Annotated in this window: 26 protein-coding genes, 3 tRNA genes and 1 pseudogene; 18 read left to right on the top strand and 12 right to left on the bottom strand. The window is 60.7% G+C overall.

All coding sequences use genetic code 11. The annotated features are described in order from the left end of the window. Window positions 1–25: 25 nt before the first annotated feature. The 3 genes from SKTS_RS12155 (at window position 26) to SKTS_RS12145 (ending at window position 296) form a co-directional block, all read left to right on the top strand. Window positions 26–102: transfer RNA gene (locus SKTS_RS12155), tRNA-Pro, on the top strand. A 19-nt stretch (window positions 103–121) separates the two neighbouring features. Continuing rightward, window positions 122–198, top strand: a tRNA-Arg gene (locus tag SKTS_RS12150). A gap of 22 nt (window positions 199–220) precedes the next feature. Then, a tRNA-His gene (locus SKTS_RS12145) sits at window positions 221–296 on the top strand. A 90-nt stretch (window positions 297–386) separates the two neighbouring features. Here the strand turns inward: SKTS_RS12145 and glgX are convergent. From glgX to SKTS_RS12115, 6 genes are all read right to left on the bottom strand, one after another. Then, window positions 387–2,525: a glycogen debranching protein GlgX gene (gene glgX, locus SKTS_RS12140; protein WP_173065240.1), complete on the bottom strand. Its 2,139-nt coding sequence runs from the start codon at window positions 2,523–2,525 to the stop codon at window positions 387–389. Window positions 2,526–2,548: 23 nt separating this feature from the next. Then, window positions 2,549–3,502 carry an ABC transporter substrate-binding protein gene (locus tag SKTS_RS12135; protein WP_244617326.1) on the bottom strand — a complete coding sequence of 318 codons (954 nt, stop codon included), beginning with the start codon at window positions 3,500–3,502 and terminating at the stop codon, window positions 2,549–2,551. Window positions 3,503–3,666: 164 nt separating this feature from the next. Further along, window positions 3,667–4,458 (bottom strand): ABC transporter permease, encoded by a 792-nt coding sequence (locus tag SKTS_RS12130; RefSeq protein WP_173065234.1) that lies wholly within the window; start codon window positions 4,456–4,458, stop codon window positions 3,667–3,669. Then, window positions 4,451–5,359: an ABC transporter permease gene (locus SKTS_RS12125; protein ID WP_244617325.1), complete on the bottom strand. Its 909-nt coding sequence runs from the start codon at window positions 5,357–5,359 to the stop codon at window positions 4,451–4,453. Before SKTS_RS12125 ends, SKTS_RS12130 begins: the two co-directional genes overlap by 8 nt. After that, window positions 5,352–6,437 carry an ABC transporter ATP-binding protein gene (locus SKTS_RS12120; RefSeq protein WP_173065228.1) on the bottom strand — a complete coding sequence of 362 codons (1,086 nt, stop codon included), beginning with the start codon at window positions 6,435–6,437 and terminating at the stop codon, window positions 5,352–5,354. The genes SKTS_RS12125 and SKTS_RS12120 overlap by 8 nt, the downstream gene beginning before the upstream one ends. A gap of 263 nt (window positions 6,438–6,700) precedes the next feature. Then, window positions 6,701–6,982 carry a hypothetical protein gene (locus SKTS_RS12115; RefSeq protein WP_173065225.1) on the bottom strand — a complete coding sequence of 94 codons (282 nt, stop codon included), beginning with the start codon at window positions 6,980–6,982 and terminating at the stop codon, window positions 6,701–6,703. A 114-nt stretch (window positions 6,983–7,096) separates the two neighbouring features. Between SKTS_RS12115 and SKTS_RS12110 the strand changes: the two genes are divergently transcribed. The 5 genes from SKTS_RS12110 (at window position 7,097) to SKTS_RS12090 (ending at window position 11,628) form a co-directional block, all read left to right on the top strand. Continuing rightward, complete coding sequence (locus SKTS_RS12110) at window positions 7,097–7,300, top strand: DUF2934 domain-containing protein (RefSeq protein ID WP_173065222.1); 204 nt, start codon at window positions 7,097–7,099, stop codon at window positions 7,298–7,300. A gap of 148 nt (window positions 7,301–7,448) precedes the next feature. Next, window positions 7,449–8,591, top strand: a complete 1,143-nt coding sequence (coxB, locus tag SKTS_RS12105; RefSeq protein WP_244617324.1) for a cytochrome c oxidase subunit II — start codon at window positions 7,449–7,451, stop codon at window positions 8,589–8,591. A 36-nt stretch (window positions 8,592–8,627) separates the two neighbouring features. Next, window positions 8,628–10,217: a cytochrome c oxidase subunit I gene (locus SKTS_RS12100; protein WP_173065216.1), complete on the top strand. Its 1,590-nt coding sequence runs from the start codon at window positions 8,628–8,630 to the stop codon at window positions 10,215–10,217. Window positions 10,218–10,222: 5 nt separating this feature from the next. Then, complete coding sequence (locus SKTS_RS12095) at window positions 10,223–10,792, top strand: cytochrome c oxidase assembly protein (protein WP_173065213.1); 570 nt, start codon at window positions 10,223–10,225, stop codon at window positions 10,790–10,792. Next, complete coding sequence (locus tag SKTS_RS12090) at window positions 10,789–11,628, top strand: cytochrome c oxidase subunit 3 (RefSeq protein WP_173065210.1); 840 nt, start codon at window positions 10,789–10,791, stop codon at window positions 11,626–11,628. Before SKTS_RS12095 ends, SKTS_RS12090 begins: the two co-directional genes overlap by 4 nt. Window positions 11,629–11,688: 60 nt before the next feature. On the opposite strand, the gene SKTS_RS12085 is transcribed toward SKTS_RS12090, so the two are convergent. Further along, window positions 11,689–11,883, bottom strand: a complete 195-nt coding sequence (locus tag SKTS_RS12085; RefSeq protein ID WP_173065207.1) for a twin transmembrane helix small protein — start codon at window positions 11,881–11,883, stop codon at window positions 11,689–11,691. Between the two features lie 48 nt (window positions 11,884–11,931). On the opposite strand from SKTS_RS12085, the gene SKTS_RS12080 reads away from it, so the two are divergent. Genes SKTS_RS12080 through SKTS_RS12060 form a run of 5 tightly spaced genes read left to right on the top strand, consistent with a single transcriptional unit; the run spans window position 11,932 to window position 15,705 of the window. Further along, entirely contained in the window at window positions 11,932–12,660 is a 729-nt protein-coding gene (locus SKTS_RS12080; protein ID WP_173065204.1) for an SURF1 family protein, read from the top strand. Further along, a complete protein-coding gene (locus tag SKTS_RS12075) occupies window positions 12,650–13,246 on the top strand; it encodes an SCO family protein (protein ID WP_173065201.1) in 597 nt (198 codons plus the stop codon). The genes SKTS_RS12080 and SKTS_RS12075 overlap by 11 nt, the downstream gene beginning before the upstream one ends. Window position 13,247: 1 nt before the next feature. Then, window positions 13,248–14,195, top strand: a complete 948-nt coding sequence (locus SKTS_RS12070; RefSeq protein ID WP_173065198.1) for a COX15/CtaA family protein — start codon at window positions 13,248–13,250, stop codon at window positions 14,193–14,195. Next, entirely contained in the window at window positions 14,195–15,091 is an 897-nt protein-coding gene (gene cyoE, locus SKTS_RS12065) for a heme o synthase (RefSeq protein ID WP_425315644.1), read from the top strand. The genes SKTS_RS12070 and cyoE overlap by 1 nt, the downstream gene beginning before the upstream one ends. Window positions 15,092–15,105: 14 nt before the next feature. Further along, window positions 15,106–15,705 carry an SCO family protein gene (locus tag SKTS_RS12060; RefSeq protein ID WP_173065192.1) on the top strand — a complete coding sequence of 200 codons (600 nt, stop codon included), beginning with the start codon at window positions 15,106–15,108 and terminating at the stop codon, window positions 15,703–15,705. 30 nt (window positions 15,706–15,735) lie between these two features. On the opposite strand, the gene SKTS_RS12055 is transcribed toward SKTS_RS12060, so the two are convergent. Both SKTS_RS12055 and SKTS_RS12050 read right to left on the bottom strand, forming a co-directional pair. Then, complete coding sequence (locus SKTS_RS12055) at window positions 15,736–16,302, bottom strand: chlorite dismutase family protein (RefSeq protein WP_173065189.1); 567 nt, start codon at window positions 16,300–16,302, stop codon at window positions 15,736–15,738. 92 nt (window positions 16,303–16,394) lie between these two features. Further along, window positions 16,395–17,645 carry a hypothetical protein gene (locus tag SKTS_RS12050; protein WP_173065186.1) on the bottom strand — a complete coding sequence of 417 codons (1,251 nt, stop codon included), beginning with the start codon at window positions 17,643–17,645 and terminating at the stop codon, window positions 16,395–16,397. Between the two features lie 395 nt (window positions 17,646–18,040). Between SKTS_RS12050 and SKTS_RS12045 the strand changes: the two genes are divergently transcribed. The 3 genes from SKTS_RS12045 (at window position 18,041) to SKTS_RS12035 (ending at window position 19,493) form a co-directional block, all read left to right on the top strand. After that, the gene (locus SKTS_RS12045; RefSeq protein ID WP_173065182.1) at window positions 18,041–18,253 is read left to right on the top strand and encodes a YgaP family membrane protein; all 213 of its coding nucleotides are present in this window, start codon (window positions 18,041–18,043) and stop codon (window positions 18,251–18,253) included. A gap of 63 nt (window positions 18,254–18,316) precedes the next feature. Continuing rightward, window positions 18,317–19,033 (top strand): BON domain-containing protein, encoded by a 717-nt coding sequence (locus SKTS_RS12040; RefSeq protein WP_173065179.1) that lies wholly within the window; start codon window positions 18,317–18,319, stop codon window positions 19,031–19,033. Window positions 19,034–19,109: 76 nt separating this feature from the next. After that, window positions 19,110–19,493, top strand: coding sequence for a hypothetical protein (locus SKTS_RS12035; protein WP_173065176.1), 384 nt, complete (start codon window positions 19,110–19,112; stop codon window positions 19,491–19,493). 52 nt (window positions 19,494–19,545) lie between these two features. On the opposite strand, the pseudogene SKTS_RS19200 reads toward SKTS_RS12035, so the two are convergent. Beyond that, a pseudogene (locus SKTS_RS19200) lies at window positions 19,546–19,683 on the bottom strand (alpha-amylase family glycosyl hydrolase); the annotation flags it as partial. A gap of 197 nt (window positions 19,684–19,880) precedes the next feature. Between SKTS_RS19200 and SKTS_RS12025 the strand changes: the two are divergent. Both SKTS_RS12025 and SKTS_RS12020 read left to right on the top strand, forming a co-directional pair. Next, the gene (locus SKTS_RS12025) at window positions 19,881–20,141 is read left to right on the top strand and encodes a hypothetical protein (RefSeq protein WP_173065170.1); all 261 of its coding nucleotides are present in this window, start codon (window positions 19,881–19,883) and stop codon (window positions 20,139–20,141) included. Window positions 20,142–20,190: 49 nt separating this feature from the next. After that, window positions 20,191–20,451, top strand: coding sequence for a hypothetical protein (locus tag SKTS_RS12020; protein ID WP_173065167.1), 261 nt, complete (start codon window positions 20,191–20,193; stop codon window positions 20,449–20,451). A 58-nt stretch (window positions 20,452–20,509) separates the two neighbouring features. Here the strand turns inward: SKTS_RS12020 and SKTS_RS12015 are convergent, their stop codons facing one another. Together SKTS_RS12015 and SKTS_RS12010 are read right to left on the bottom strand one after the other, a co-directional pair. Then, window positions 20,510–20,728 carry a glycine zipper 2TM domain-containing protein gene (locus SKTS_RS12015; RefSeq protein WP_173065164.1) on the bottom strand — a complete coding sequence of 73 codons (219 nt, stop codon included), beginning with the start codon at window positions 20,726–20,728 and terminating at the stop codon, window positions 20,510–20,512. A gap of 130 nt (window positions 20,729–20,858) precedes the next feature. Continuing rightward, window positions 20,859–21,995 carry a PQQ-dependent sugar dehydrogenase gene (locus SKTS_RS12010; RefSeq protein ID WP_244617323.1) on the bottom strand — a complete coding sequence of 379 codons (1,137 nt, stop codon included), beginning with the start codon at window positions 21,993–21,995 and terminating at the stop codon, window positions 20,859–20,861. Between the last annotated feature and the right edge of the window lies 1 nt (window position 21,996).

Here is a 21,996-nt window from a genome sequence, read left to right as displayed (position 1 = left end):
TCTCCACGGTATAGTGCTGCCTCTTCGGGGTGTAGCGTAGCCTGGTAGCGCGCCTGGTTTGGGACCAGGATGTCGGGAGTTCAAATCTCTCCACCCCGACCAGTTTAGTTTGTCCGACAATCTGCCCGTAGCTCAACCGGATAGAGCACCAGCCTTCTAAGCTGGGGGTTACAGGTTCGATTCCTGTCGGGCAGGCCAGTTTGGTTCTGTTGTTCAAGTGGTGGCTGTAGCTCAGTTGGTAGAGTCCCGGATTGTGATTCCGGTTGTCGTGGGTTCGAGCCCCATCAGCCACCCCATAAGTTCAAAGGGCTAGAGTTCTCTAGCCCTTTTCATTTGCGCTTTTGCCGCAAAACCGCTTTCATACTTCGCCGCACCTGCGAGCAATATCAGATTTTCTTTTGTATGGGTTGCTGCATCAGGACCAGAGAGCGCCCCTGGAGGAGGAAAATGCTGCCGCAGGCATAACGTTTCGCTGGGCCGAGCATGTTTGGGTCACTCGTATCAATTGTGACATGCCAGCGCGTGCGGCTGTGAAAACCCGGGATCTGAAACGGGATAGGCTCGTGGTGGGCATTGATCAGAAGCAGGAAATCGTTGTCTTTGACCGGGTTTCCGTGCTTATCGACCTCGCCGATCGCATCACCCGCCAGGTACATGCCAAGACAGCGGGCGAAACCCTGATTCCATTCCGCGTTACTCATTTCCAGACCATCCGGATTGAACCAGAGGATGTTCTTTTCGCCATCGCGCATGTGATGCTGCAGGAAAAAACTGCGCCGGCGAAAGGCGGGGTGCTTCCTGCGCAGATCTATCATCTGGCACACGAAAGACAGGAACGCTCGGTCACCTGGCTGCAACGTCCAGTCCATCCAACTGATTTCGTTGTCCTGGCTGTAGGCATTATTGTTTCCATTCTGCGTGTGTCCCAGTTCATCGCCTGCGAGCAACATCGGTACACCCTGCGAGAGGAAGAGGGTGGCGATGAAATTTCGTTTCTGTCGTGCCCTCAGCGCAACGATTTCGGGATCGTCGCTGGGGCCTTCCTTGCCGCAGTTCCAGCTCAGGTTGTTGGATTCGCCGTCCTGGCACTTTTCTCCGTTGGCTTCGTTGAGCTTTTTTTCGTAGCTCACCAGATCCTGCAGCGTGAAGCCGTCGTGAGCGGTAATGAAATTGATACTGGCGTAGGGCCGGCGTCCATTGTGGGCGTATAGATCGCTGGAGCCGGTCAGCCGCGAGGCAAGGTCGCCGATCAGGCCGCCTTCGCCTTTCCAGTAGGCGCGCACCGCATCGCGGTACTTGGCGTTCCATTCGGTCCAGCCGACAGGGAAGTTGCCGACCTGGTAGCCGCCTTCTCCGACATCCCACGGTTCGGCGATCAGCTTCACCTGGGACAGTATCGGGTCCTGGTGAATGATGTCGAAGAAGGCGCCGAGCCTGTCCACCTCGTGCAGTTCGCGTGCCAGTGTAGCGGCGAGATCGAAGCGGAAGCCGTCGACGTGCATTTCCTGAACCCAGTATCGCAACGAATCCATGATCAACTGGAGCACGCGCGGATGCATCATGTTGAGGGTATTGCCGCAGCCGGTGTAGTCGCGGTAATAACGCGGATTGTCTGGCATCAGCCGGTAGTAGGCGGCATTGTCGATGCCGCGGAAGCACAGTGTCGGACCGAGCTGGTTGCCCTCTGCCGTATGGTTGTACACCACGTCCAGGATCACTTCGATACCCGCTCCGTGCAAGGCCTTTACCATTGCCTTGAACTCGTTCACCGGGTTTCCGGTGCCGGAATAGCGGCGGTCCGGCATGAAATAGCCGATGGAATTGTAGCCCCAATAGTTGCGCAGGCCTTTGTCGACCAGCATCCGATCGTCGACGAACCCGTGGATCGGCATCAGTTCCACCGCGGTCACCCCCAACCGCCTCAAGTGTTCCAGGACCGGTGGGCTGGCGAGCCCCGCATAGGTGCCGCGGAGCGCTTCGGGAACGCCGGGGTGGAGGTGGGTGAAGCCCTTGACATGCAATTCATAGATGATGGAATCGTTCCACGCAATTGCAGGCGGTCTGTCGTCGCCCCAGTCGAACCGTGGATCGACCACTTCCGATTTGGGCATCAAGACGGCATTGTCGCGCCAGTCGAATGAAAGGTCCTCGCGCTTGGCGCCGATCTTGTAGCCGAAATGGGCATCGTGCCAACGCAGTCTGCCCTGGAGCGATTTCGCGTAGGGATCGAGCAGCAGCTTGTTGGGATTGAAGCGGTGCCCGCGCTCCGGCTGGTAAGGCCCATATACCCGGTAACCGTAAAGCAGGCCCGGCCTTGCTTCCGGCAGGTAACAATGCCATACGCGGTCGGTCTGTTCCGGCATGACGATGCGCTCTATTTCACGATGGCCACGCACATCGAACAGGCATAACTCCACTTTGTCGGCATGTTCAGAGAACAGGGCGAAATTGACCCCTTCTCCGTCCCAGGTCGCCCCTTGGGGATAAGGCTTACCGGGCCATACCGTGTGCGCCTTGCTGATCATATGAAACCACCTCCATTCGTCGCCTATCGCAGTTTGATTTCTGTCCACATACGCGACAATACGCGCCTTTGGTTACGGTTAAGATCGCGCAGCATTTCCAGGTGCTTGAAATGCTGCGCATCGGGGAAAATCGCCGGATTCCGCGCGATCTCCGGATTGATGTAGCGCATCGCGTCCAGGTTGGGGTTGCCCGAGCCGATCAGGTTGGTCAGCTCGGCCGAGTTCCGGCCTTCGAGCATGAAGTCCATGAACTGGAGCGCGAGGTCGGGGCGCGGGCCGGACTTGTGCAATACCATGGAATCGAGCGCCAGCACCGCGCCTTCTTTGGGCACGCTGGAAGCGATGGCGAATTTTCTGCCGGCATGCTGTGCGTCGAGGTTGGCCTGGAAGATGTCGCTGGAGTAGCCGTGCACCAGCCAGATGTCGCCGACGGTGAGTTCCTTGATATAGCTCGATGCATTGAATGCCGCCCAGTAAGGCTTGGCGCGGATGATCAGGTCGCGTGCCTGCTTCCAGTGCGCCTCGTCGGTGTCGTTGGCCGAGTATCCGAGATACTTGAGCGCCGCCGCCATCAGCTCGCGCTGGGAATCGAGCACGGTGACGCGGTCTTTCAGGCGCTGCAGGTATTTGGGCTCGAAGATCACCGCCCAGGTGTCGGTCGGCAGCCCCAGTTCGCGCATTTTCTGCACGTTGTAGCCGAGCAGCGTGATGGTGTACGCATAGGGCACGGAAAACCGGTTGCCCGGATCGAAGGGCGTGTCGAGATAGGCGGGATTGATGTTCTTCAAGTTCGGCAGCCTGGACTTGTCGAGAGGCCGCAGCGCCTTCTGCCGGATCAGCGACTCCAGCGCATTGCCGGTCGGCACGATGATGTCGTAGCCGGTCGCGCCCGCGGCCAGCTTGGCCAGCATCTCCTCGTTGTCGGAATAGTAGTCCTGCACCACGCGGCATTTGTATCGTGCTTCGAAGCGCGCCACCGTCTGGTCTGAAATGTAGTTGTTCCAGTTGTAGAGGTGCAGGACGTCTTCGGTTTGCGCCTGGACTGGCGACGCAACAAAACAGGAGCCACAGAGAACACAGAGGACACAGAGAAAGGCGACAACCCCTCTGTGATCTCTGTGATCTCTGTGGCTTGTGCTCTTCATGTTTTAAAACGCAGCACGTTGGGCGCAATGCGCGAGGCCAGCACGATGATGGTCAGGGTGAGCAGCATCAGCAGGGTGGACACCGCGTTCACCTCGGGCGTGACGGCGATCTTGATCATCGAGTAGATGCGCAGCGGCAGAGTGCTCACACCGACCCCGGCGGTGAAGAAAGTGATGACGAAATCGTCGAGCGACAGGGTGAACGCCATCAAGCCGCCGGCGATCACGCCCGGCAGGATCAGCGGGAAGGTGATGTAGCGGAAAGTCTCCCAGGGCGAGGCGCCCGAGTCGCGCGCCGCCTCGAACATGCTTTCGTCGAGGCCGGCCAGGCTGGTGCGCACGACGATGGCGACGAAGCCGATGGAGAAGGTGATGTGCGCGAGGACGATGGAAAGCATGCCCAGCGTGAGGTTGAGCACCTGGATGAAAAACAGCAGCAGCGAGACGCCGAGCAGGATTTCCGGCATCGCCACCGGCGCCATCACCATGAAGGTCAGCACTTTCATCTTGTAGCGGTACATGGCGATACCCGCCATGGTGCCGAGCACGGTTGCGGAAAAGCTGGACACCACGGCGATGAACAGCGAATTGCCCGCCGCAGCCAGCATGTCCTCATCGTGCAGCAGCACGTCGTACCAGTGCCAGGTGAAGCCCACCCATTCGGCGTTGAGGCGCGAATCGTTGAAGGAGTAGACGATGACGATGAGCAGGGGCAGGTAGAGGAAGGCATACACCGCGAGCGCGGCCGCCCATAGCCACATCCCCCTGCGCCCGGCGCCGTTATGCATAACGCCTCCGCTTGCTGCCCAGCTTGGCGGCAAGCCAGACGCAGAGCAGCACCACGATGGTCAGCACGATGGACAGCGTGGAGCCGAACGGCCAGTCGCGCGTGCCGAGGAACTGTTCCTTGATCAGGTTGCCGACCAGCATGTCGCTGGTGCCGCCGAGGATGTCGGGGATGGCGAACATGCCCAGCACCGGGATGAACACCAGCACCGAGCCGGAAAAGATCCCCGGCAGGGAGAGCGGGAAGGTCACGCGCCAGAAGCGCTGCCAGGCGTTCGCGCCAAGGTCCTGCGCGGCATCGAGCAGAACCGGGTCGTGCCGTTCCAGGTTGGTGTACAGCGGCAGCGTCATGAAGGGCAGGTGCACGTAGACCATCGCGACCAGCACCGCAAACGGGGAGAACAGCAAGTGAACCGGTCCCAGGCCGATCAGGCCGAGCAGGCTGTTGACCAGCAGGCTGAGCGCCGCCTGCGGCCCGAGCAGAATCATCCAGGCATAGATGCGGATGAGGAAATTGCTGGCGAACGGCAGGATCACCAGCAGCACCATGAAGTCGCGGCTGCGCTTCGGGCTGCGCGCGATCAGCAGCGCCAGCGGATAGGCCATGACCAGGCAGATCAGGGTGGTGGCGAGCGCGACCAGGAAGGACTTGATGAAAATTTCCGTGTAGATGAAATCGCTGAAGAAGAAGCGATAGGTTTCCAGCGTGAGCCCATGCAGGGTGCCGGGCGCGGCAGTAAGTGGCGCCAGTCCGCCGAACTCGCCGGGATAACGGAGCGAGGCGAGCACCATGATGATGCCGGGCGCGGCAAAAAAAAGCAGCAGGTAAAGAAATGGCGGCCCGCTCACCAGCCATTTGGTAAGGCGCGCGGGTCTCGACAGTATGGGGTACTTGTCACTCATGCAGGAACACCCCCGCATCATGGCGCCAGCCGACGCTTACCGCGTCGCCCGCCTTGAAAAACTGGGCACGCCCCGGCGCAGAATTGGGCAGCAGGGCCTCGATCATCTGGCCGCCGGCAAGCTTGACCTTGTACACCGTGACATCGCCGCAATACAGCAGATTGGAGACAACCCCGGGGAAATGGTTCTTCAGTTCCGTCGCTTCGCCGTGAATGCCGATGTGCAACTGCTCGGGGCGGATGGCGAACGCACCGTTCGCACCGGCCTCAATGCCGGTAACCGGCGGCGCAGCGACCTCGCCCAGGCCGGCGATGGCGAGGCGGGTGTGGCCGTGCGCAGCCTCGACCACCTCGGCTTCCAGCATGTTGATGTGGCCGACGAAGCCCGCGACAAACCGGCTCTTGGGGGAACCGTACAATTTCGAGGGTTCGTCCACCTGCTCGACATGCCCCTGGCGCATCACCGCGATGCGGTGCGACAGGGCCAGCGCCTCGTCCTGTGCGTGGGTGACGAAGACGAAAGTGATGCCCACATCGCGTTGCAAGTTGATCAGCTCGATCTGCATTTCCTCGCGCAGCTTGGCGTCCAGCGCGGCCAGCGGTTCGTCCAGCAAGAGCAGGCGCGGACAACTGGACAGGGCGCGCCCCAGCGCCACGCGCTGCTGCTGCCCGCCGGAAAGTTCGCGCGGGTAAAAATTCGCCTTGTCTGTCAGGCGCACCTGTTCGAGTGTTTCTTGCGTGCGGCGACGAATGGTATCCGACGGAAGTCGCTCCATTTTGAGCGGAAAGGCGATGTTTTGCGCCACTGTCATGTGCGGGAACAGTGCGTAGCTCTGGAACACGGTGCGCACCGGACGCTTCTCGGGCGGCGTGTCGGTGACGTCCTTGCCGTCGAGCAGGATCTGGCCCGCGTCGGGCAAATCGAAGCCCGCGATCATGCGCAGGATGGTGGTCTTGCCGCAGCCGGATGGCCCCAGCAGGGTAAAGAATTCTCCCGCCTCAATGCCGAGGCTGATGTTGTCCACTGCCACGAAATCGCCGAAGCGGCGCGTAACGTTCCTGAGCTCCAACACAGCCATGGGATTCCCTTCGGCAATAACCGGAAGCGAAATTTTATTCTATAGAATTCGGCCGTTGACCACTAGCGACATTCCAGACAGCCCCATGGATCGACGCGTCCAAGCGTTTTTTACTAGGGGAAATCACCTAAGTCCATATGTGATCATCCACATAGATTTATTCAAGTGGGAAATTAAACTGCATATACAGGCCACAACCCATTTTTAGCACAACAAGAACAAGAGCCGTCTTGCCAATCAAGGAAAGAAAAATGCATGAAATTTCACCATGCCAGCAGCACGCAGACGCGCGGAAACAAATGAATAGCAACTTTCATGAATCGCATGCAGCGCTGGTCAGGGCGATTCGGGAAGTGGGCGAAAAGGAGTGCTTTGCCACCGATTCGAGATTTGCCTGTGTCGATTTTCATTGCCGCTGGCAGGATGATTGCCACAGGTTGAGCGCCCATTAACGTGAAACAACGCGAAGCGTTGCCTTCGTTCCTCTCTCCCTCTGGGAGAAAGCAAGGAGAGAGGGAAACGGGTATGGCGAAGCGTTGCTTCATGATTCGGGGCGGCGCTTCGCCATGCCCGTTAGTGCCACGCTGTGGGGCTCGGGACAAGAGTATTTGCCAAGTTAAATCAATGGTGTTTTGTCATTAATTGAAAAGGAGATAGTGATGGAGATGCAAAAATCCAGCGTCAAAAAAGCAGTCAAAACTACTGCCAAGAGCAAACAGGCAAAAAGTCACGCGCAATCCCCTGAACGTGAGCAGATGATCGCCGAGGCGGCCTATTTTCACGCGCAGCAACGGGGGTTCGCGGCCGGGAGCGATCTGGACGATTGGCTTCGGGCAGAGAAGGAAGTCAGCCAATTCATCTGAGTAATCATGATTGGGTGCTGGGGTGTGGTTGTGGCAGTCCGATTGCGGGATCCGGAGTGTTTGCGCGTGACAGCCGGCTTTACCAGGCCGGCGCAAACAGCCCGATTCCATGGGTGGAGGGGGCATGCATGTAAAGCCATTAATACCAATGCTGCTGGGTGCAATCACCACTGCCATCCCTTGGCCTGTCCGCGCGGAACTGGCGTGGAATTTCCCCGCGCCGGCCACGCCGCTCGCGCTCGACACCCTGCAGGTGCACAACAAGTTCATGGTGATCACCCTGGCGATTTTCGCCGTGGTGTTCGCCATCATGATCTATTCCATTTTCACCCATCGCAAGAGCCGGGGAGTCGAACCGGCTAAGTTCACCGGCCCCGGCACCGCCGCACAGGTTTTCTGGACCACCGTTCCGTTCGTCATCTTCGCCGGCATCGATTTCATTCTCATGGGCATCCCCGCTTTCCATAGCGTGCAGATGATGCAGGACACCCGAACCGACGCCGACATGGTGATAAAGATCACCGGCAGCCAGTGGAAATGGCAATACGAATACCCCGATCAGGGCATCAAGTTCGTCAGCACGCTGGCGACGCCGCAAGCGCAGATCGCCAACCGCGAAAAGAAGGACGAGCATTACCTGCTCGAGGTGGACAACCCGCTGGTGCTGCCGGTCGGCAAGAAAGTGCGCATCCTGCTCACTTCGACCGATGTCATCCACACCTGGTGGGTCCCCCAGTTCGGCGTCAAGCGCGACGCCATCCCCGGCTTCATCCGCGAGACCTGGGCGCTGATCGAACGTCCCGGGATCTACCGCGGCCAGTGCGCCGAACTGTGCGGCAGGGGCCACGGCTTCATGCCGGTGGTGGTGCAGGCGGTGAGCGAGCCCGATTACCGCCAGTGGCTGGCGCAGAAGAAGGCAGGGCAGGCAGCTCAGGCTGCCAGCGCCGGGCACGTGTGGAGCCGTGGAGACCTGATGAAGCACGGCGAGGAGCTATACGAAAAAATCTGCGCCGCCTGCCACCAGGCAAGCGGCCAGGGCGTCCCGGGCGCATTCCCGGCGCTTGCCGGGAGCAAGATCGTCAACGGCCCGATGCTGGACGCCAAAGGCTTGCTGGTGAAGGACGGCCACCTCGACCGGGTGATGAACGGCAAGCCGGCTACCGCGATGCAGGCGTTCAAGAACACTTTGAGCGATGTCGACATCGCCGGCGTGGTTACGTTCGAGCGCAATTCCTTCGGCAACCACATGGGCGACATGGTGCAGCCGTCGCAGGTGAAAACGTTGCGCTGACGAACGGAGCGCCGGTTTAAACAGGGAGTGGAAACCATGACTACCGCTGACGTGGCACTCGAACACGGTTACTCCGGCCATCGGGGGGTGACGCGCTGGCTGTTCACCACCAACCACAAGGACATCGGCACGATGTACCTGGTGTTTTCACTGGCGATGTTTTTCGTCGGCGGGGCGATGATCATGCTGGTGCGGGCGGAACTGTTCCAGCCCGGCCTGCAGATCATGCAGCCCGAGCTGTTCAACCAGCTCATCGGCGTCCATGCGCTGGTGATGATCTTCATGGCGCTGATGCCGGCCGCGACCGGCTTCGCCAACTGGATGATCCCGCTCATGATCGGCGCGCCCGACATGGCCTTGCCGCGCCTCAACAACTGGAGCTTCTGGCTGCTGCCGCCGGCGGCGCTGCTGCTGCTGATGCCTTTCGCGCTGGCCCTGTTCGGAATAGGCAGCGGCGCCATCGGCACCGGCTGGACTTTCTATGCGCCGCTCTCGGTGCAGGACGGCATGGGCATCGACTTCGCCATCTTCGCCATCCACCTGCTGGGTATTTCATCGGTGATGGGGTCGATCAACATCATCGTCACCATTTTCAACCTGCGCGCGCCCGGCATGACCTTCATGAAGCTGCCCTTGTTCGCCTGGGGCTGGCTGATCACCGCCTTCATGCTGGTGGCGGTGATACCGGTGCTGGCCGGCGCCGTCACCATGCTGCTCGCCGACCGGCATTTCGGCACCCATTTCTTCAGTGCCGCGGGCGGCGGCGACCCGATCCTGTTCCAGCACCTGTTCTGGTTCTTCGGCCATCCCGAGGTGTATATCGTGCTGTTTCCGGTGTGGGGCGTCACTCCCCACATCCTCTCGGCCTTCGCGCGCAAGCCGATCTACGGCTACCGCGCCCAGGTCTACGCCTTCTGGGTGATCGGCGTGCTGTCGGTGGTAGTGTGGGGCCACCACATCATGACCACCGGCATGCCGACGGGCGCCTTGCTGTATTTCATGTACAGCACCATGGCGATCTCGCTGCCGCTGTCGGTGCTGTTCTTCTGCTGGATCGCCACCATCTGGCGCGGGGCCATGACCTTCGAGGCGCCGATGCTGTTCGCGCTGGGCATGATCGTGCTGTTCGGCATCGGCGGGCTGACCGGCCTGGTGCTGGCGGATGCGGCGGCGGACGCGCAGTACCACCATTCCTACTTCGTGGTGGCGCATTTCCACTACACCCTGTTCGCCGGCGGCATCATGGGAGTGATGGCGGGTGTGTACTACTGGCTGCCGAAGATGACCGGACACATGTACAGCGAGAAGCTCGCGCAATGGCATTTCTGGCTCACCGCGGTGGCCTTCAACCTCACTTTCATGCCGCAGTTCTTCCTCGGCCTGGCCGGCATGCCTCGGCGTATCCCGGATTACGCGCTGCAGTTTTCCGAGTTCAACATGATTTCGAGCATCGGGGCGTTCGTGCTCGGCGCTTCGCAATTGCTGTTCCTCTACGTGGTGGTGAAATGCATCCGCGGCGGACCGCCGGCGCCGGCAAAAGTCTGGGAGGGCGCGCAGGGGCTGGAGTGGACCCTGCCTTCTCCGCCGCCGTACCACACCTTCCAGGTTCAGCCGCGGGTGGAGTGAGCACCATGACAACTGCGGATTTTGACCAACTCCAGCGCGCCAACCGCCGCCTGGCTATGAAACTGGCCGCCGCGGCGCTGGCGATGTTCGGCTTCGGCTTCGCGCTGGTGCCCTTGTATAACGTGTTCTGCGTCGCCACCGGGCTTAACGGCAAGACTGCCAGCACCGTGCAGCCGGCGGAAACCGTTTTCGTGCACGATCCGCGCTGGATTACGGTGGCTTTCAACGCCGACGTGATGCCCGACTTGCCGTGGCGCTTCGAGGCGCGCCGCAGCGCCATGAAGGTACACCCCGGCGAGCTCTCGATTGCGTGGTTCCGGGTCAAGAACCTGTCGGACAAGCCCATGGTGGGGCGTGCCGTTCCGAGCGTCAGCCCGCCGCTCGCCGCGACGCATTTCAAGAAGATCGAGTGTTTCTGCTTCAGCAAACAGGAACTGAAGCCGGGAGAGGAGAGGGACATGCCGGTGACCTTCGTGGTCAAGCGTGACTTGCCTGCCGACGTGCAGTCTCTCACCCTTTCTTATGCCTTTTTCCCCAATCAGGGAACGGTGGTGGCGCTGGGAGGCGACAAATGAGCGAATTGCGCGAAGGCTATTACGTTCCCCACTCCAGCCATTACCCCGCGACGCTGGCGAGCGGGCTGTTCCTGCTGGTGCTGGGCTTCATCCTCCAGCTCAACGGCGAGGGGCTGGGCAAATGGCTCATGCCGGTCGGCGCGGCGCTGGTGATCTATGTCCTGTTCGGCTGGTTCGGCAACGTGGTGGCGGAGACGCAGGGCGGCAAGTTCCACGCCTGGGAAGACCGTTCGTTCCGCTGGGGAATGGTGTGGTTCATCGTTTCCGAGGTGATGTTCTTCGCCGCCTTTTTTGGCGCGCTGTTCTACGTGCGCAACATATCGGCGCCGGAGCTTGGCCAGACCGGCCTGCTGTGGCCGGGCTACAGCGGGACGTGGCCGACCAGCGGCCCGGCGGGCAAGCCCTTCACTCCCATGGCGGCATGGGGCATCCCCGCGCTGAATACGCTGATCCTGCTGAGTTCGGGGGCGACCGTCACCTGGGCGCACTGGGGCGTGCTGAAGAACCGGCGTCCGCAAATCATCGCCGGACTGGCCGCGACGGTAGCGCTCGGGGTGGCGTTCCTGTGCTTCCAGGCCTACGAATACCACCACGCCTACAGCGAACTGGGGCTGACGCTGGGTGCCGGCGTGTACGGCGCCACTTTTTTCATGCTCACTGGATTCCACGGTCTGCACGTCACCATCGGCGCCATCACCCTGAGCGCGGTGCTGGGACGCGCGATCAAGGGGCACTTCACGCCGCAGGAACACTTCGGTTTCGAAGGCGCAGCGTGGTACTGGCACTTCGTCGACGTGGTGTGGCTGATGCTGTTCGTGTTCGTGTACTGGCTGTAGGTAGCTGTTAGCTATCAGCTATCAGCATTCAGCTTGAAGCGACACGGCAGCTTTGACGGCTCAGGCGGGGCGGATCAGGCCGAAGTGATAGCCCGCCATGAGCATGGCAAAGAGCAGCAGGGACAGGGATATGCGCACCGTCAGCGCACGCGCGGTGCGTTCGCCGCGCCCCTGGTCGCGGGCGAGAAAGAGCAGGGCGGAGAACAGGCTGGCCACGACGAGGCCGAGCATGATGAGTACAAGGATCTTGAACATGGCCTACTCCTTGCAAAACGATGGTTCGATTATAGAGGAAGCGCAAGCATGATGGCGAGCTACCGTTTTCGACCGAAGCTGCTGCAGACGCTGGCGACGCTGATGCTGCTGCCGCTGCTGGGACAGCTCGGCCTGTGGCAGTGGCACAAAGCTGATGCGAAACGGGCTTTGCAGCATCGCGTCGACGCCGTGGCACATGCGCCGCTCAAGCGTATCGGACCAGCCCAGGTGAGCGCCGATAGCCTGCGCGGCCACCGCGTTTTGCTGCGCGGGCACTTCGAGGCCGATCGCCAGATCCTGCTCGACAACCAGATACACGGCGAGCAGGCCGGTTATCGCGTACTGACGCCGCTGCGCATCGCAGGCGGCGACGTCCGCGTGCTGGTCGATCGCGGCTGGGTGCCGCTGGGGCGGAGCCGCGACGCACCGCCCACCGCCGAGCCGCCGGGGAATATCGTGGAAGTGAGCGGCACGCTGTGGGAACCGGCCCGGCCGAGGTTTTTCGCCCCCACTCCTGCCTCGGCCGCGGACAAAGTTTGGGAAAGCGTCGATCTGGCGCGCTTTGCCGCGCAGGTGCCGTACCCCCTGGAGAGGTTCGTCGTGCGCCTGGATGCCGGCGCGCCGGGTTGCTATGCGTGCGACCTGCCGCGTCCGGACGAAAAAGTGGCGATGCATCTGGGCTATGCGGTGCAGTGGTTCGGCATGGCCGGCGTACTGCTGGTTTTTTACTTGTATGCGGGTATTCAACGAGAGGGGAGTGACGGCAATGGAACTTGATCCCGAATATGCAGATGTCGGTTCCGGCTGGCGCATGGTGCTCTTGCTGGGCGCACTGTTCGCCATGCCCATCGCGATTTCAGCATGGCTGTATTCCTCCGGCTGGCGCCCCGTTGTGCACTCGGCGCACGGCGAACTGGTGCAACCGCCGCGCCAGATCGGAAACCTGGTACTGGGCGAGGATGGGGGAGCGCGCGTCAGTTTGGGCAAGATGGGCGGCAGATGGACGCTGCTCTATTTCGGCCCGGCGGAATGTGCGGCGGACTGCATGCGCAGCCTGTATTACCTGCGCCAGGTGCAGGTTGCCCAAGGGCGCGAAGAAGGGCGCGTGCAGCGCGTCTTTGTCGCCAGGGGGCGGGTAACGACGACTGGCTTGGCAACGCTGACATGTGTTTTCCCCGGCCTCAAGATCGTGGCTGAAGGCGGGGAAGTTGCCTCGCATTGGCCCGATGGCGCCGTCCCGGGCGGGCGGATTTACCTGGTCGACCCTATGGGCAACCTGGTCATGCGCTATACCGGAGATGCCGACCCGTCCGGCATGCGCAAGGACTTGTCGCGACTTCTGGCGTACTCGTGGGTGGGCTGAGATGTCCTTTCCACGGCTGATCCTGTTTTCCATCCTGCTAGCCTGGGGCGTGGTGGCTTTGGGTGCTTATGTGCGCCTGTCCGATGCAGGCCTGGGTTGTCCCGACTGGCCAGGCTGTTACGGCCAGCTGGGGGCGCCAGCCACGGCGCAACAGCGGCAGGCGGCGCAACAGGCTTTTCCGGATCGTCCGGTCGAAACGCACAAGGCATGGAAGGAAATGATTCACCGCTATGCCGCGGGCAGCCTTGGGTTGCTGATCCTCGGGATTTTCGTGCGCTCCTGGCGCGAACGCGCGGTAATTTTGCGCCTTTCAGCGCTGCTCCTGGCCCTGGTCGCATTTCAGGCGCTGCTCGGGCGCTGGACGGTGACCGATCTGCTGCGGCCAGCCATCGTCAGCGCCCACCTGCTAGGCGGCATGGCGACCCTGGCGCTGCTGGTGTGGATCGGACTCGAAGCACGCATATTCGGCGTTGCGCGGGCCGGCAGCAGCGGGCTGCGCCTGTGGGCTCTGCTCGGGCTGGCGGCGCTGGCTGCCCAGATCGCGCTTGGCGGCTGGACCAGTTCCCACTATGCCGGGCTGGTGTGCGGCGAAGGACTGAGTTGCCGCGGCAGCTGGGACCCCGCCATGGACATGGCTGCGGCGTTTTCGCTCTCGACCCGTGGCGCGCCTTCGCTCGATGCGTTGACGGCGATTCACTGGAGCCACCGCATCGGCGCGCTTGCGGTCGCGGCCATCGTGGCGGGGTTCGCGACCCGACTGCTGCGCCAGGCAGGCATGCGCCGCTTCGCCTGGGTGTTGCTGGCACTGCTCGCGCTCCAGATCGCCCTGGGGCTTGCCAATGTCGCATGGGACCTGCCGCTCGCTGCCGCGGTGCTGCACAACGCGGTGGCGGCGCTGCTGCTGGCGCTGATGGTGGCAGTGAACTGGAAATTGTGGAGGGATTCATGATGAACGCACTGACGCTGCTCAATTCCCGTCCCTGGCCGGACAAGCTGCGTGAATTCTATGCCTTGTGCAAGCCGCGCGTCACCGGCCTGATCGTGTTCACCGCGGTGATCGGCATGGCGCTCGCCGCGCCCGGCATGGTGCCGCTGCAGGCCCTGCTGGCCGGCACGGCGGGCATCGCCATGACGGCCGGCGCCGCCGCGGCGCTGAACTGCATCGTCGAGCGCAGGATCGACATGCTCATGGCGCGCACGCGCAACCGGCCGCTGGCGGCAGGCCGGCTGGGGGCGGGCGAGGCGCTGGCATTCGCCGTCCTGCTGGGCGGTAGCGGGCTGACGCTGCTGTATTTCCTGGTCAATCCGCTGACCATGCTGCTCACCTTCGCCACCTTCGTCGGCTACGCGCTGGTCTATACGCTGCTGCTCAAGCCCGCCACGCCGCTCAATATAGTGATCGGCGGCGCGGCGGGCGCCATGCCGCCGGTGCTGGGCTGGGCGGCGGTCAGCGGCGGCGTGTCGGGCGAGGCGCTGATCCTGTTCCTCATCATCTTCGCCTGGACGCCGCCCCATTTCTGGTCGCTGGCGCTGTACCGTACCGCCGAATACGCCAAGGCCGGGGTGCCGATGCTGCCGGTCACCCACGGCAGCGAATTCACGCGCCTGCACATCGTGCTGTACACGGTGATGCTGGCGACGGTTTCGCTCATGCCTTACGGCTCGGGGATGAGCGGGCTGCCTTACCTGGTCGCCGCGCTGCCGCTTGGGGCGGCTTTCCTGTGGTACGCCGTGCGGCTCTACCGCGATTACAGCGATGGCCTGGCGCAGCGCACCTTCCGCTACTCAATCACCTACCTGACGCTGCTGTTCGCGGCGCTGCTGGTCGATCATTACCTGCGCTGAACCGGGAAGCTCTCATGCACAAGGAAAACTTTGCATACCCGTGGTGGTTGGCGATCCTTCTGGTCATATGGCTGGCCGGTTGCCTGAATAGGACGGAAGTGCCGCAGTTCCGTGGTACCGATATCGGGGGCGCCGCTTTCGCTCGCGATTTCCACCTTGCCGACCAGAACGGACGAATGCGCTCGCTGGGCGATTTTCGCGGCAAGGTGGTGTTGCTGACGTTCGGCTATACGCATTGTCCAGACGTCTGTCCCACAACGCTGGCGAATCTGGCAGCGGCGGTCGCCAGCCTGGGCGAGAAAGGGAAACAGGTGCAAGTGCTGTTCGTTACGCTCGATCCGGCGCGCGACAAGCCCGCGCTGCTCGCCCAATACATGCCGTTTTTCAACCGCGACTTTCTCGCCCTTTATGGCGACGAGCGGGAGACGTCTGCTGCCGCAGCAGAATTCCACGTCTATTACCAAAAGCAGGACTTGGGCTCGGCGGCGGGCTACGCCCTGGATCACAGTGCCGGGATATTTGCTTTCGACCCGGCAGGGCGCCTGCGCCTGCACATCGCTTACGACTCGAACGTGGACGATATCGTGCACGACGTGCGGCTGTTGATGAACTGACGGTTTGCCCCCGCCGCTGCCGGCGCCTGGTCAGCCCGGTTCGCGTACCAGGCGAATGTCGATTTCCCGCTCCACGAACTGCCACTCCGGGGACGCCCGAAGTTCCGCCACGAGCTTGTTGAAAGCCGACTCGTCGGACGGGGCAAACTCGAACCAGGTGAGGAAATCGAACGGCTCGGGTTCACCCAGATCGCGGCAGTGATGAAGCCTTCGGGCAATCGCGGGCAAATATTGCAGCCCGATGCGGGCGTGGCTGGATTGTTCCTCGAATATCCTTTGCCGTTCGTCCTGGTGCAGGTTCCACCAGGACGCGTTCTTGCGAATAGCGATGAGCGCCGCGCAAACCGCTTCGGAACGGCCAAGCGCAGGCTGCTTCGCGAGAATCTGCTCCTTCTCTCCATGCATTTCGTAGCGCTCGTTGCTCGTTATACCGTGAAGAACCCACTTGGCATCGAGAGATGCGGGTCCGGTATCCCGCCCTGCGACGATATCGACCATGACCGGCGCAGGGAGATGCTCCCCGGCGAGGGTTTTCATCTGGACGACGCGCCAGATGCCGGCGTTGCCGCCGACGAATGTAAAGAGACGGTTATTCATTTTCTGCGTCCTTGGAAAAAGCTCGACGATTGAGCTGCAGCCGCGCCACGAGGGTGCGGCTGCAGCGAAGTGTCATAGCTATGACAGGCGGTCTATTCGAGAGTCAGGTATTCCTCCCTGACCGGCAGTTCTTCATAGCCGAAAAAATAGGGGAAAACCCTCATGGTTGTCAGGAGTCCGCCTTCGGATGGCGGTGCACTTAAACGCTCCAGATCCTCCGGAGTCAGCGGCTGTATCCGGGCAAAATCACGCGCCCGGCTGAAAACGCCATTTCTCCACTGGTACACTTCATTCAGTTTCTCGTCGTAGGTGTAGAAGTGATTGTTATCGTTGTAATAATCATCGAACTTGTTGCGCCCCAGGTAAATCGCGTTGGAACCTTCGTAGCCGATTTTCTGATAGGAGACCGGGTCCGTGTTGAGGAAATAAACCCAGTCGCCGGGGACGAAATTCCTCGGCCCCGCGCCGTATTCGACTTTCACGAGTTTGCCCGGATTGTTCTGTTCCCGGGGGTCGAAGTCTTTTTCGAAGTCCCACATTCTTCCTGGTTCGACGGCCACCAACGGGTCCTTGTCGGCCAAAAGACGGCGCACCACTCGCTTTAGCTGAACCTTGTCTTTCTTGATGCGGCGATAATAATCGAGCACACCCTGGACCACGACGAGTTTCGTCGCCGTGTAGCAGCCGATCGAATATTTGGCCTGGTTGACGAAAACATCGTTGACGGCCTTGTAGACGGGGTAGCCCGGCTTGGGCGTACCGTCCTTCCAGAGCTTCTCGTTCCAATTCGCAGGTCCGCCGTCGGGCCAAATCCACATTAAGTCTTCCGCCCAAGCCACTGTATTTTGACGGATTCCGACGTGGTCCTTCAGTGCTTCGATATTGCACGCCCTGCCTTTGAACTCTGTTGTACGGCCGTGCTGCAGGAGAGCGAGCAGGATTTCTTTTTTCGACACGGTCTGAATGTTTTTCTTCTTGCCGTGTTCCATCGGGAGGCTTACGACCTCCTCCTTGATCTGCATCTCGGGCCGGTCTTGAAGATTGAGCGTGTTTGCGTCTTCCTCCGGCGTGCTCAAGGTGTAAAACAAGATGCCATTCTTCCTGTCCACCTTTTTCACGACCAATTCTGGCGCGATCCCGAAGGAGGCCAGGTAGCGGGCCATGCCGGATTCGATTTTTTCAAGTTGCTCGGGCCTGCATGAAAAACGGATGCCGTCGAAGCCAAGCGTGTGAGTCTGGTAGTCATTTACCGCGGGTTGTTGCGGTGGGCCGGCGTCTGCAACGCAGGCGTTGCCCAGAAGAACGGGTAACAGCAGCGCAAGAATGATGTTTCGTAATGGCATTTGACTGTGCCTGCCCATGTTTTGGATGAGATTAGAGAGAAAGGACAGGTCGTTCGATAGGGTGAGTTATGTATTTCTTGACCAAGCATGACCTTATACCTGAGCAAGACCGGTCGGTCGAGCACGAATGCTCGGAAGCGTTCGCACTGAACGCGACGTCTGCAGTGCCAACAAAACAAGGAGATGAGCAATGCGATTCATGATGTTGATGATTCCCAACTGCAAGGGGCATCCACGCCGCATGGGGAAGGGTAATGCGGTGCGGCGGGCGCATTTTTCCTACACACATTATCCTTCCTCCCCACGAGAATTTGGATAGTTTGCTGTATTTATTTGCCTACTTCAGCAGTGTATTTTGTCATCATCATCCGTAGCGGGCGTGGTTGGAGGTCATCATGAAATGCAATGTCGGAGGAATGGATCGAACCGGTCGTATCGTGCTCGGGATCGTGTTGCTGGTTGTCGGATTGCTGGCTCCCATCGACACGATGTGGCGAATAGTCGCGCTGGTCATCGCGGCCATTGCGCTGGTAACCGCCATCGTGCGCTTCTGCCCTGCCAATGCGATTTTCGGAATCAACACCTGCGAGGGAGAAAGCAAGAAGTAGAGCGGTGGTGGCGTTACGACCGCCACCGGGCGCAAACCGTGCTGAACTACCAGGAGTGCACTCATGACAGACCAGGAAATCGTCAAGGAGATACGTGCCGCCTTTGAGCGTGAGCCGCGCGTCCACGTGCACCGCAATCATATCCGCATGAATTTCACGGGCAGCGCATTGGTGATCGAAGGCGAAGTAGATGACATCGCGGCCAAAAAGCTGGCGCTTGAACTTGCCGGAGAGTTCGCCCCGAATACCGAAGACAGGTTGCGGCTGACGCCCGCCTCTCCGGTCGCGGACGGCGCGCTGCGTGATGCGGTGATCGTCGCCATGACGGAGGAACCAACCCTGAAGAATTGCACCATCCGGGTATGGATCAAGGGAAAGGAAGAGATTGTCCGCGACACCCAGCCGGAATCGGGCGGCGCCATCCATGTTTTCATCGAGGACGGGATCGTTACGCTGGAGGGACAAGTGCTCAGCCTTTCCCACAAGCGTCTGGCCGGCGTGCTGGCCTGGTGGGCGCCGGGCTGTCGCGACGTCGTCAACAGGCTGGCGGTGGCTCCGCCGGAAGAGGACAGCGACGCCGAGATCAGCGATGCGGTACGCCTGGTGCTGGAAAAAGATCCCCTCTTGCCCGCCGAGCAGATCAGCGTCAAAACAGAAGACCGCGTGGTCACCCTCGAAGGCCTGGTTTTCCGGGAGCAGGAGCGAAAGCAGGCCGATGCCGATACCTGGTATGTGCACCGCGTCAGAAATGTCATCAACCATATCGAGGTGCGCCAGTAGCCGAGGCAAGCCCCGTTTTGCTCCTCCCCTTTCAAGGCTCAACGTAACGCCATTACTCAGGTTCAGGGAAAAACTCATGTGCCGCCTTGCCTTTATTCTGTTATTTTTGTTCAGCCTGAATGCTGCCGCGGCGGATGAAACAAACGAATTGCAGCGCCTTCACAGCGCGGTCAATATGCTTAATCAAGAGCAGCAAACGATTTACCAGCAATTCCAGATGGTCCAGGAATTGATCCGCGGAAGTTTCCAGTTGCCCTACAGTACCCAAATCCAGCCAATGCAGACGATGGGGGAAGTTCCCAACTATGCTGATGTGATTGCGGCACAAAAGAATGCGGCGCGTCGTGGAGAGGAACTCTACGTTCAGGCTAATCGCTTGCTTGCCAGGTACGGTGAAATTGAAGAAGAGAAAAAGCCGCTACAGCAGCGCATTCTCAAGCTGATAAGCAACGGTAAATAGCCGAATATGAAGAATACGCTCGTGGTTTCCTTGCCGGACCAGGTGGCAACTGCACTGCCTTGACCACGTGGGGATGGTCGAAATTCAGGTCCGGCTGGTGGGAGAAGAAGCGATGCCAGTAATACGTCTTCGCCGTCTCGTCCCACGCCCAGTTGGATTTCTCCGCATCGCTGAAAATCACACGGGTTTCTGGTTGTTCCGGTTCTTTTACCGTATTCCGTGCTTTCCCTCATTTCCATGCGCCGTTTCCTGTATTTTGCACAACGCTGTACCCCATGGCGCGCTCCGCGCCGCGCGCTTCAGACTCGGTCGGGCAACATAGCCTCGGCCAAAATTGATGGCGTGGCAACGAGAGTGTGTTTCATCAGCAGAAGCGAGGAGAGAAGCATGTACAAATTGACCGAATACGTGCAGATGGCAGCAACGGAATACTTCCAGGAAACAGGTGAAATGGAACTGAACTCGTTGTGGATCGCGCGGTTCTTCCAGGATAGCGGCGTGCTGGACGATTATCCGCGGCAGAACCTGGTCGCATTCAGCTCGATGGTGCAAAAGGAACTGAGCCTGCGATCAGAAAGGGCGGGTAAGGAATCGGGCTTCCGGCTGGATAAAATCATCCGTTTCGTGAAGCAGCCGCGCAAACCTTAGGGAACCCCTGATCAAGTCAGACGCGGATCGCGTTACATCGAAAACGGGCTTGAGCACACCCGCAAGGGGCGTCCCCGCCGAGAGCGGCGGCAAAGCCGCTCGCACTGGCGAGAAGGCACGCGACGAAGGTCGTAGCCGAGCCTACGATGCCGAGGAGCGCAACGCGGCGCAAGCCCGTTTTCGATGTAACCCGGAGGGACGCGGTTTTGCGGGCGCCATGCGGCGTCGCGAGGCGCTGGTGCAGAATGACTGCACGGCGCACCTCACTTCTTGCCTGGCACCCGCAAAACCACGTCGCGACCGCGTTTGACTTGATCAGTGGTTCCCTTGCCTTGCCGCCCCAAGAGGCCGGATGCCCGGCACCCGTACTACAGGCATTTGCCGTCCTTGCCGACCTGGTGACCGACCACGCCGCCGACCGCTGCGCCGCCCACGGTACCTACGCCGCTGCCACTGCTCAGGACCGATCCGGCGACACCGCCGATCACGGCCCCCCCGGCAGTGCATTTGTCCTGTGCACTCATGTTGGCGCAGCCGGTCAGGGTGAAGAAAGTCACGGCCAGGGCCAGAATCATTTGGGTATTCATTTCATTATCTCCAGAAATTGGATAATGAATATTTGAGTTGTTTAGTAGGTTATGGTTCTCGAACAGGCAAATCATCGTCAGGGAAGGCGCGGAGGGGAAAGGGCGCGTGGTTTGCCCAAGCCGAGATTCGCTATCTCCCTTGGTAGGCAATGCGGTAAATTGCGCCCGCCTTGTCATCCGAAACCAGTAGGGCGCCGTCCGGCATGACTTGCAGGTCCACCGGTCGGCCCCAGGCGAGTCCGAATTGCAGCCAGCCCTCGGCGAAGACTTCGTAGCCGTTCGGCCGACCATCCTTTAAGCGGACCAGGGTAATGCGGTAACCGCTGGGCGGAAAACGGTTCCAGGAACCGTGCTCAGCGATGAAAATCTGGTTGCGGTAGGTCGCGGGAAACTGCTTGCCGGTGTAGAAACGCATGCCCAGGGAGGCCACGTGAGCGCCCAGTTCCTGTGCAGCAGGGGTGAACTCGCCACATGCCCGCTTGGCGCCGAATTCCGGGTCGGCGATGTGTTTGCCGTGGCAATTGGGAAAGCCGAAATGCATGCCGGGGCGGGGGGCGTGGTTCAGTTCGTCCGGTGGGCGTTCGTTGCCCAGCCAGTCGCGGCCGTTGTCGGTGAACCACAATTCCCCGGTCGCCGGGTGCCAGTCGAACCCCACCGTGTTGCGCACTCCGCTGGCGAATCGCTCTAGCCCGGTACCGTCCGGGCGCATGCGAAAAATGGCCGCGTAGCGCGCCGGGTCGGGCTCGCAGATGTTGCACGGCGCCCCGACTGGGACATAGAGCAGGCCATCCGGCCCGAAGCGGATGAATTTCCATCCGTGGTGTGTGTCCGAGGGGAATTTGTCGTTTACCACCACCGGGCGGGGCGGGTTGTCGAGGCGCGATTCGATGGCGTCGTAGCGCAGAATGCGGGTCACCTCCGCCACGTACAGGGCTCCGTCGCGAAAGGCCACGCCGTTGGGCATGTTCAAGCCCGAGGCAAGCGTCAGCACCCGGTCCGCGCGCCCATCGCCATTGCGGTCCTGTAGCGCGTAGACCTTGCCTTCACTGCGCGTGCCGACAAACAGCGTCCCGTCCGTTGCCAAAGCCATGGAGCGTGCGCCCGGCAGTTTGTCCGCATACACGCCGATGGTAAAACCCGGGGGTAGCCGGATGTCGCCCAGCGGCAGGTCGCCGGCAAATGCCGGGAAGCTGCCGATAAACAGGAAAAGAAGCAGGCGGATCATCTGGATCGCTCCCTTGCTGCCATCGGAAAGCGGCAATCTCACG

The sequence above is a fragment of the Sulfurimicrobium lacus genome, assembly GCF_011764585.1.
GTDB lineage: Bacteria > Pseudomonadota > Gammaproteobacteria > Burkholderiales > Sulfuricellaceae > Sulfurimicrobium > Sulfurimicrobium lacus.
The sequence above is the reverse complement of the archived record's forward strand: the minus strand, read 5'-3'. Positions and strand labels throughout refer to the sequence as shown.

Bases quoted from the DNA above. Each gene is read 5' to 3' on its own strand.
- glgX (WP_173065240.1), bottom strand. From the start codon at position 2,525: ATGATCAGCAAGGCGCACACGGTATGGCCCGGTAAGCCTTATCCCCAA.
- SKTS_RS12130 (WP_173065234.1), bottom strand. From the start codon at position 4,458: ATGCATAACGGCGCCGGGCGCAGGGGGATGTGGCTATGGGCGGCCGCG.
- SKTS_RS12125 (WP_244617325.1), bottom strand. From the start codon at position 5,359: ATGAGTGACAAGTACCCCATACTGTCGAGACCCGCGCGCCTTACCAAA.
- SKTS_RS12120 (WP_173065228.1), bottom strand. From the start codon at position 6,437: ATGGCTGTGTTGGAGCTCAGGAACGTTACGCGCCGCTTCGGCGATTTC.
- SKTS_RS12115 (WP_173065225.1), bottom strand. From the start codon at position 6,982: ATGAAGCAACGCTTCGCCATACCCGTTTCCCTCTCTCCTTGCTTTCTC.
- SKTS_RS12110 (WP_173065222.1), top strand. From the start codon at position 7,097: ATGGAGATGCAAAAATCCAGCGTCAAAAAAGCAGTCAAAACTACTGCC.
- coxB (WP_244617324.1), top strand. From the start codon at position 7,449: ATGCTGCTGGGTGCAATCACCACTGCCATCCCTTGGCCTGTCCGCGCG.
- SKTS_RS12100 (WP_173065216.1), top strand. From the start codon at position 8,628: ATGACTACCGCTGACGTGGCACTCGAACACGGTTACTCCGGCCATCGG.
- SKTS_RS12095 (WP_173065213.1), top strand. From the start codon at position 10,223: ATGACAACTGCGGATTTTGACCAACTCCAGCGCGCCAACCGCCGCCTG.
- SKTS_RS12090 (WP_173065210.1), top strand. From the start codon at position 10,789: ATGAGCGAATTGCGCGAAGGCTATTACGTTCCCCACTCCAGCCATTAC.
- SKTS_RS12085 (WP_173065207.1), bottom strand. From the start codon at position 11,883: ATGTTCAAGATCCTTGTACTCATCATGCTCGGCCTCGTCGTGGCCAGC.
- SKTS_RS12080 (WP_173065204.1), top strand. From the start codon at position 11,932: ATGATGGCGAGCTACCGTTTTCGACCGAAGCTGCTGCAGACGCTGGCG.
- SKTS_RS12075 (WP_173065201.1), top strand. From the start codon at position 12,650: ATGGAACTTGATCCCGAATATGCAGATGTCGGTTCCGGCTGGCGCATG.
- SKTS_RS12070 (WP_173065198.1), top strand. From the start codon at position 13,248: ATGTCCTTTCCACGGCTGATCCTGTTTTCCATCCTGCTAGCCTGGGGC.
- cyoE (WP_425315644.1), top strand. From the start codon at position 14,195: ATGAACGCACTGACGCTGCTCAATTCCCGTCCCTGGCCGGACAAGCTG.
- SKTS_RS12060 (WP_173065192.1), top strand. From the start codon at position 15,106: ATGCACAAGGAAAACTTTGCATACCCGTGGTGGTTGGCGATCCTTCTG.
- SKTS_RS12055 (WP_173065189.1), bottom strand. From the start codon at position 16,302: ATGAATAACCGTCTCTTTACATTCGTCGGCGGCAACGCCGGCATCTGG.
- SKTS_RS12050 (WP_173065186.1), bottom strand. From the start codon at position 17,645: ATGCCATTACGAAACATCATTCTTGCGCTGCTGTTACCCGTTCTTCTG.
- SKTS_RS12045 (WP_173065182.1), top strand. From the start codon at position 18,041: ATGAAATGCAATGTCGGAGGAATGGATCGAACCGGTCGTATCGTGCTC.
- SKTS_RS12040 (WP_173065179.1), top strand. From the start codon at position 18,317: ATGACAGACCAGGAAATCGTCAAGGAGATACGTGCCGCCTTTGAGCGT.
- SKTS_RS12035 (WP_173065176.1), top strand. From the start codon at position 19,110: ATGTGCCGCCTTGCCTTTATTCTGTTATTTTTGTTCAGCCTGAATGCT.
- SKTS_RS12025 (WP_173065170.1), top strand. From the start codon at position 19,881: ATGTACAAATTGACCGAATACGTGCAGATGGCAGCAACGGAATACTTC.
- SKTS_RS12015 (WP_173065164.1), bottom strand. From the start codon at position 20,728: ATGAATACCCAAATGATTCTGGCCCTGGCCGTGACTTTCTTCACCCTG.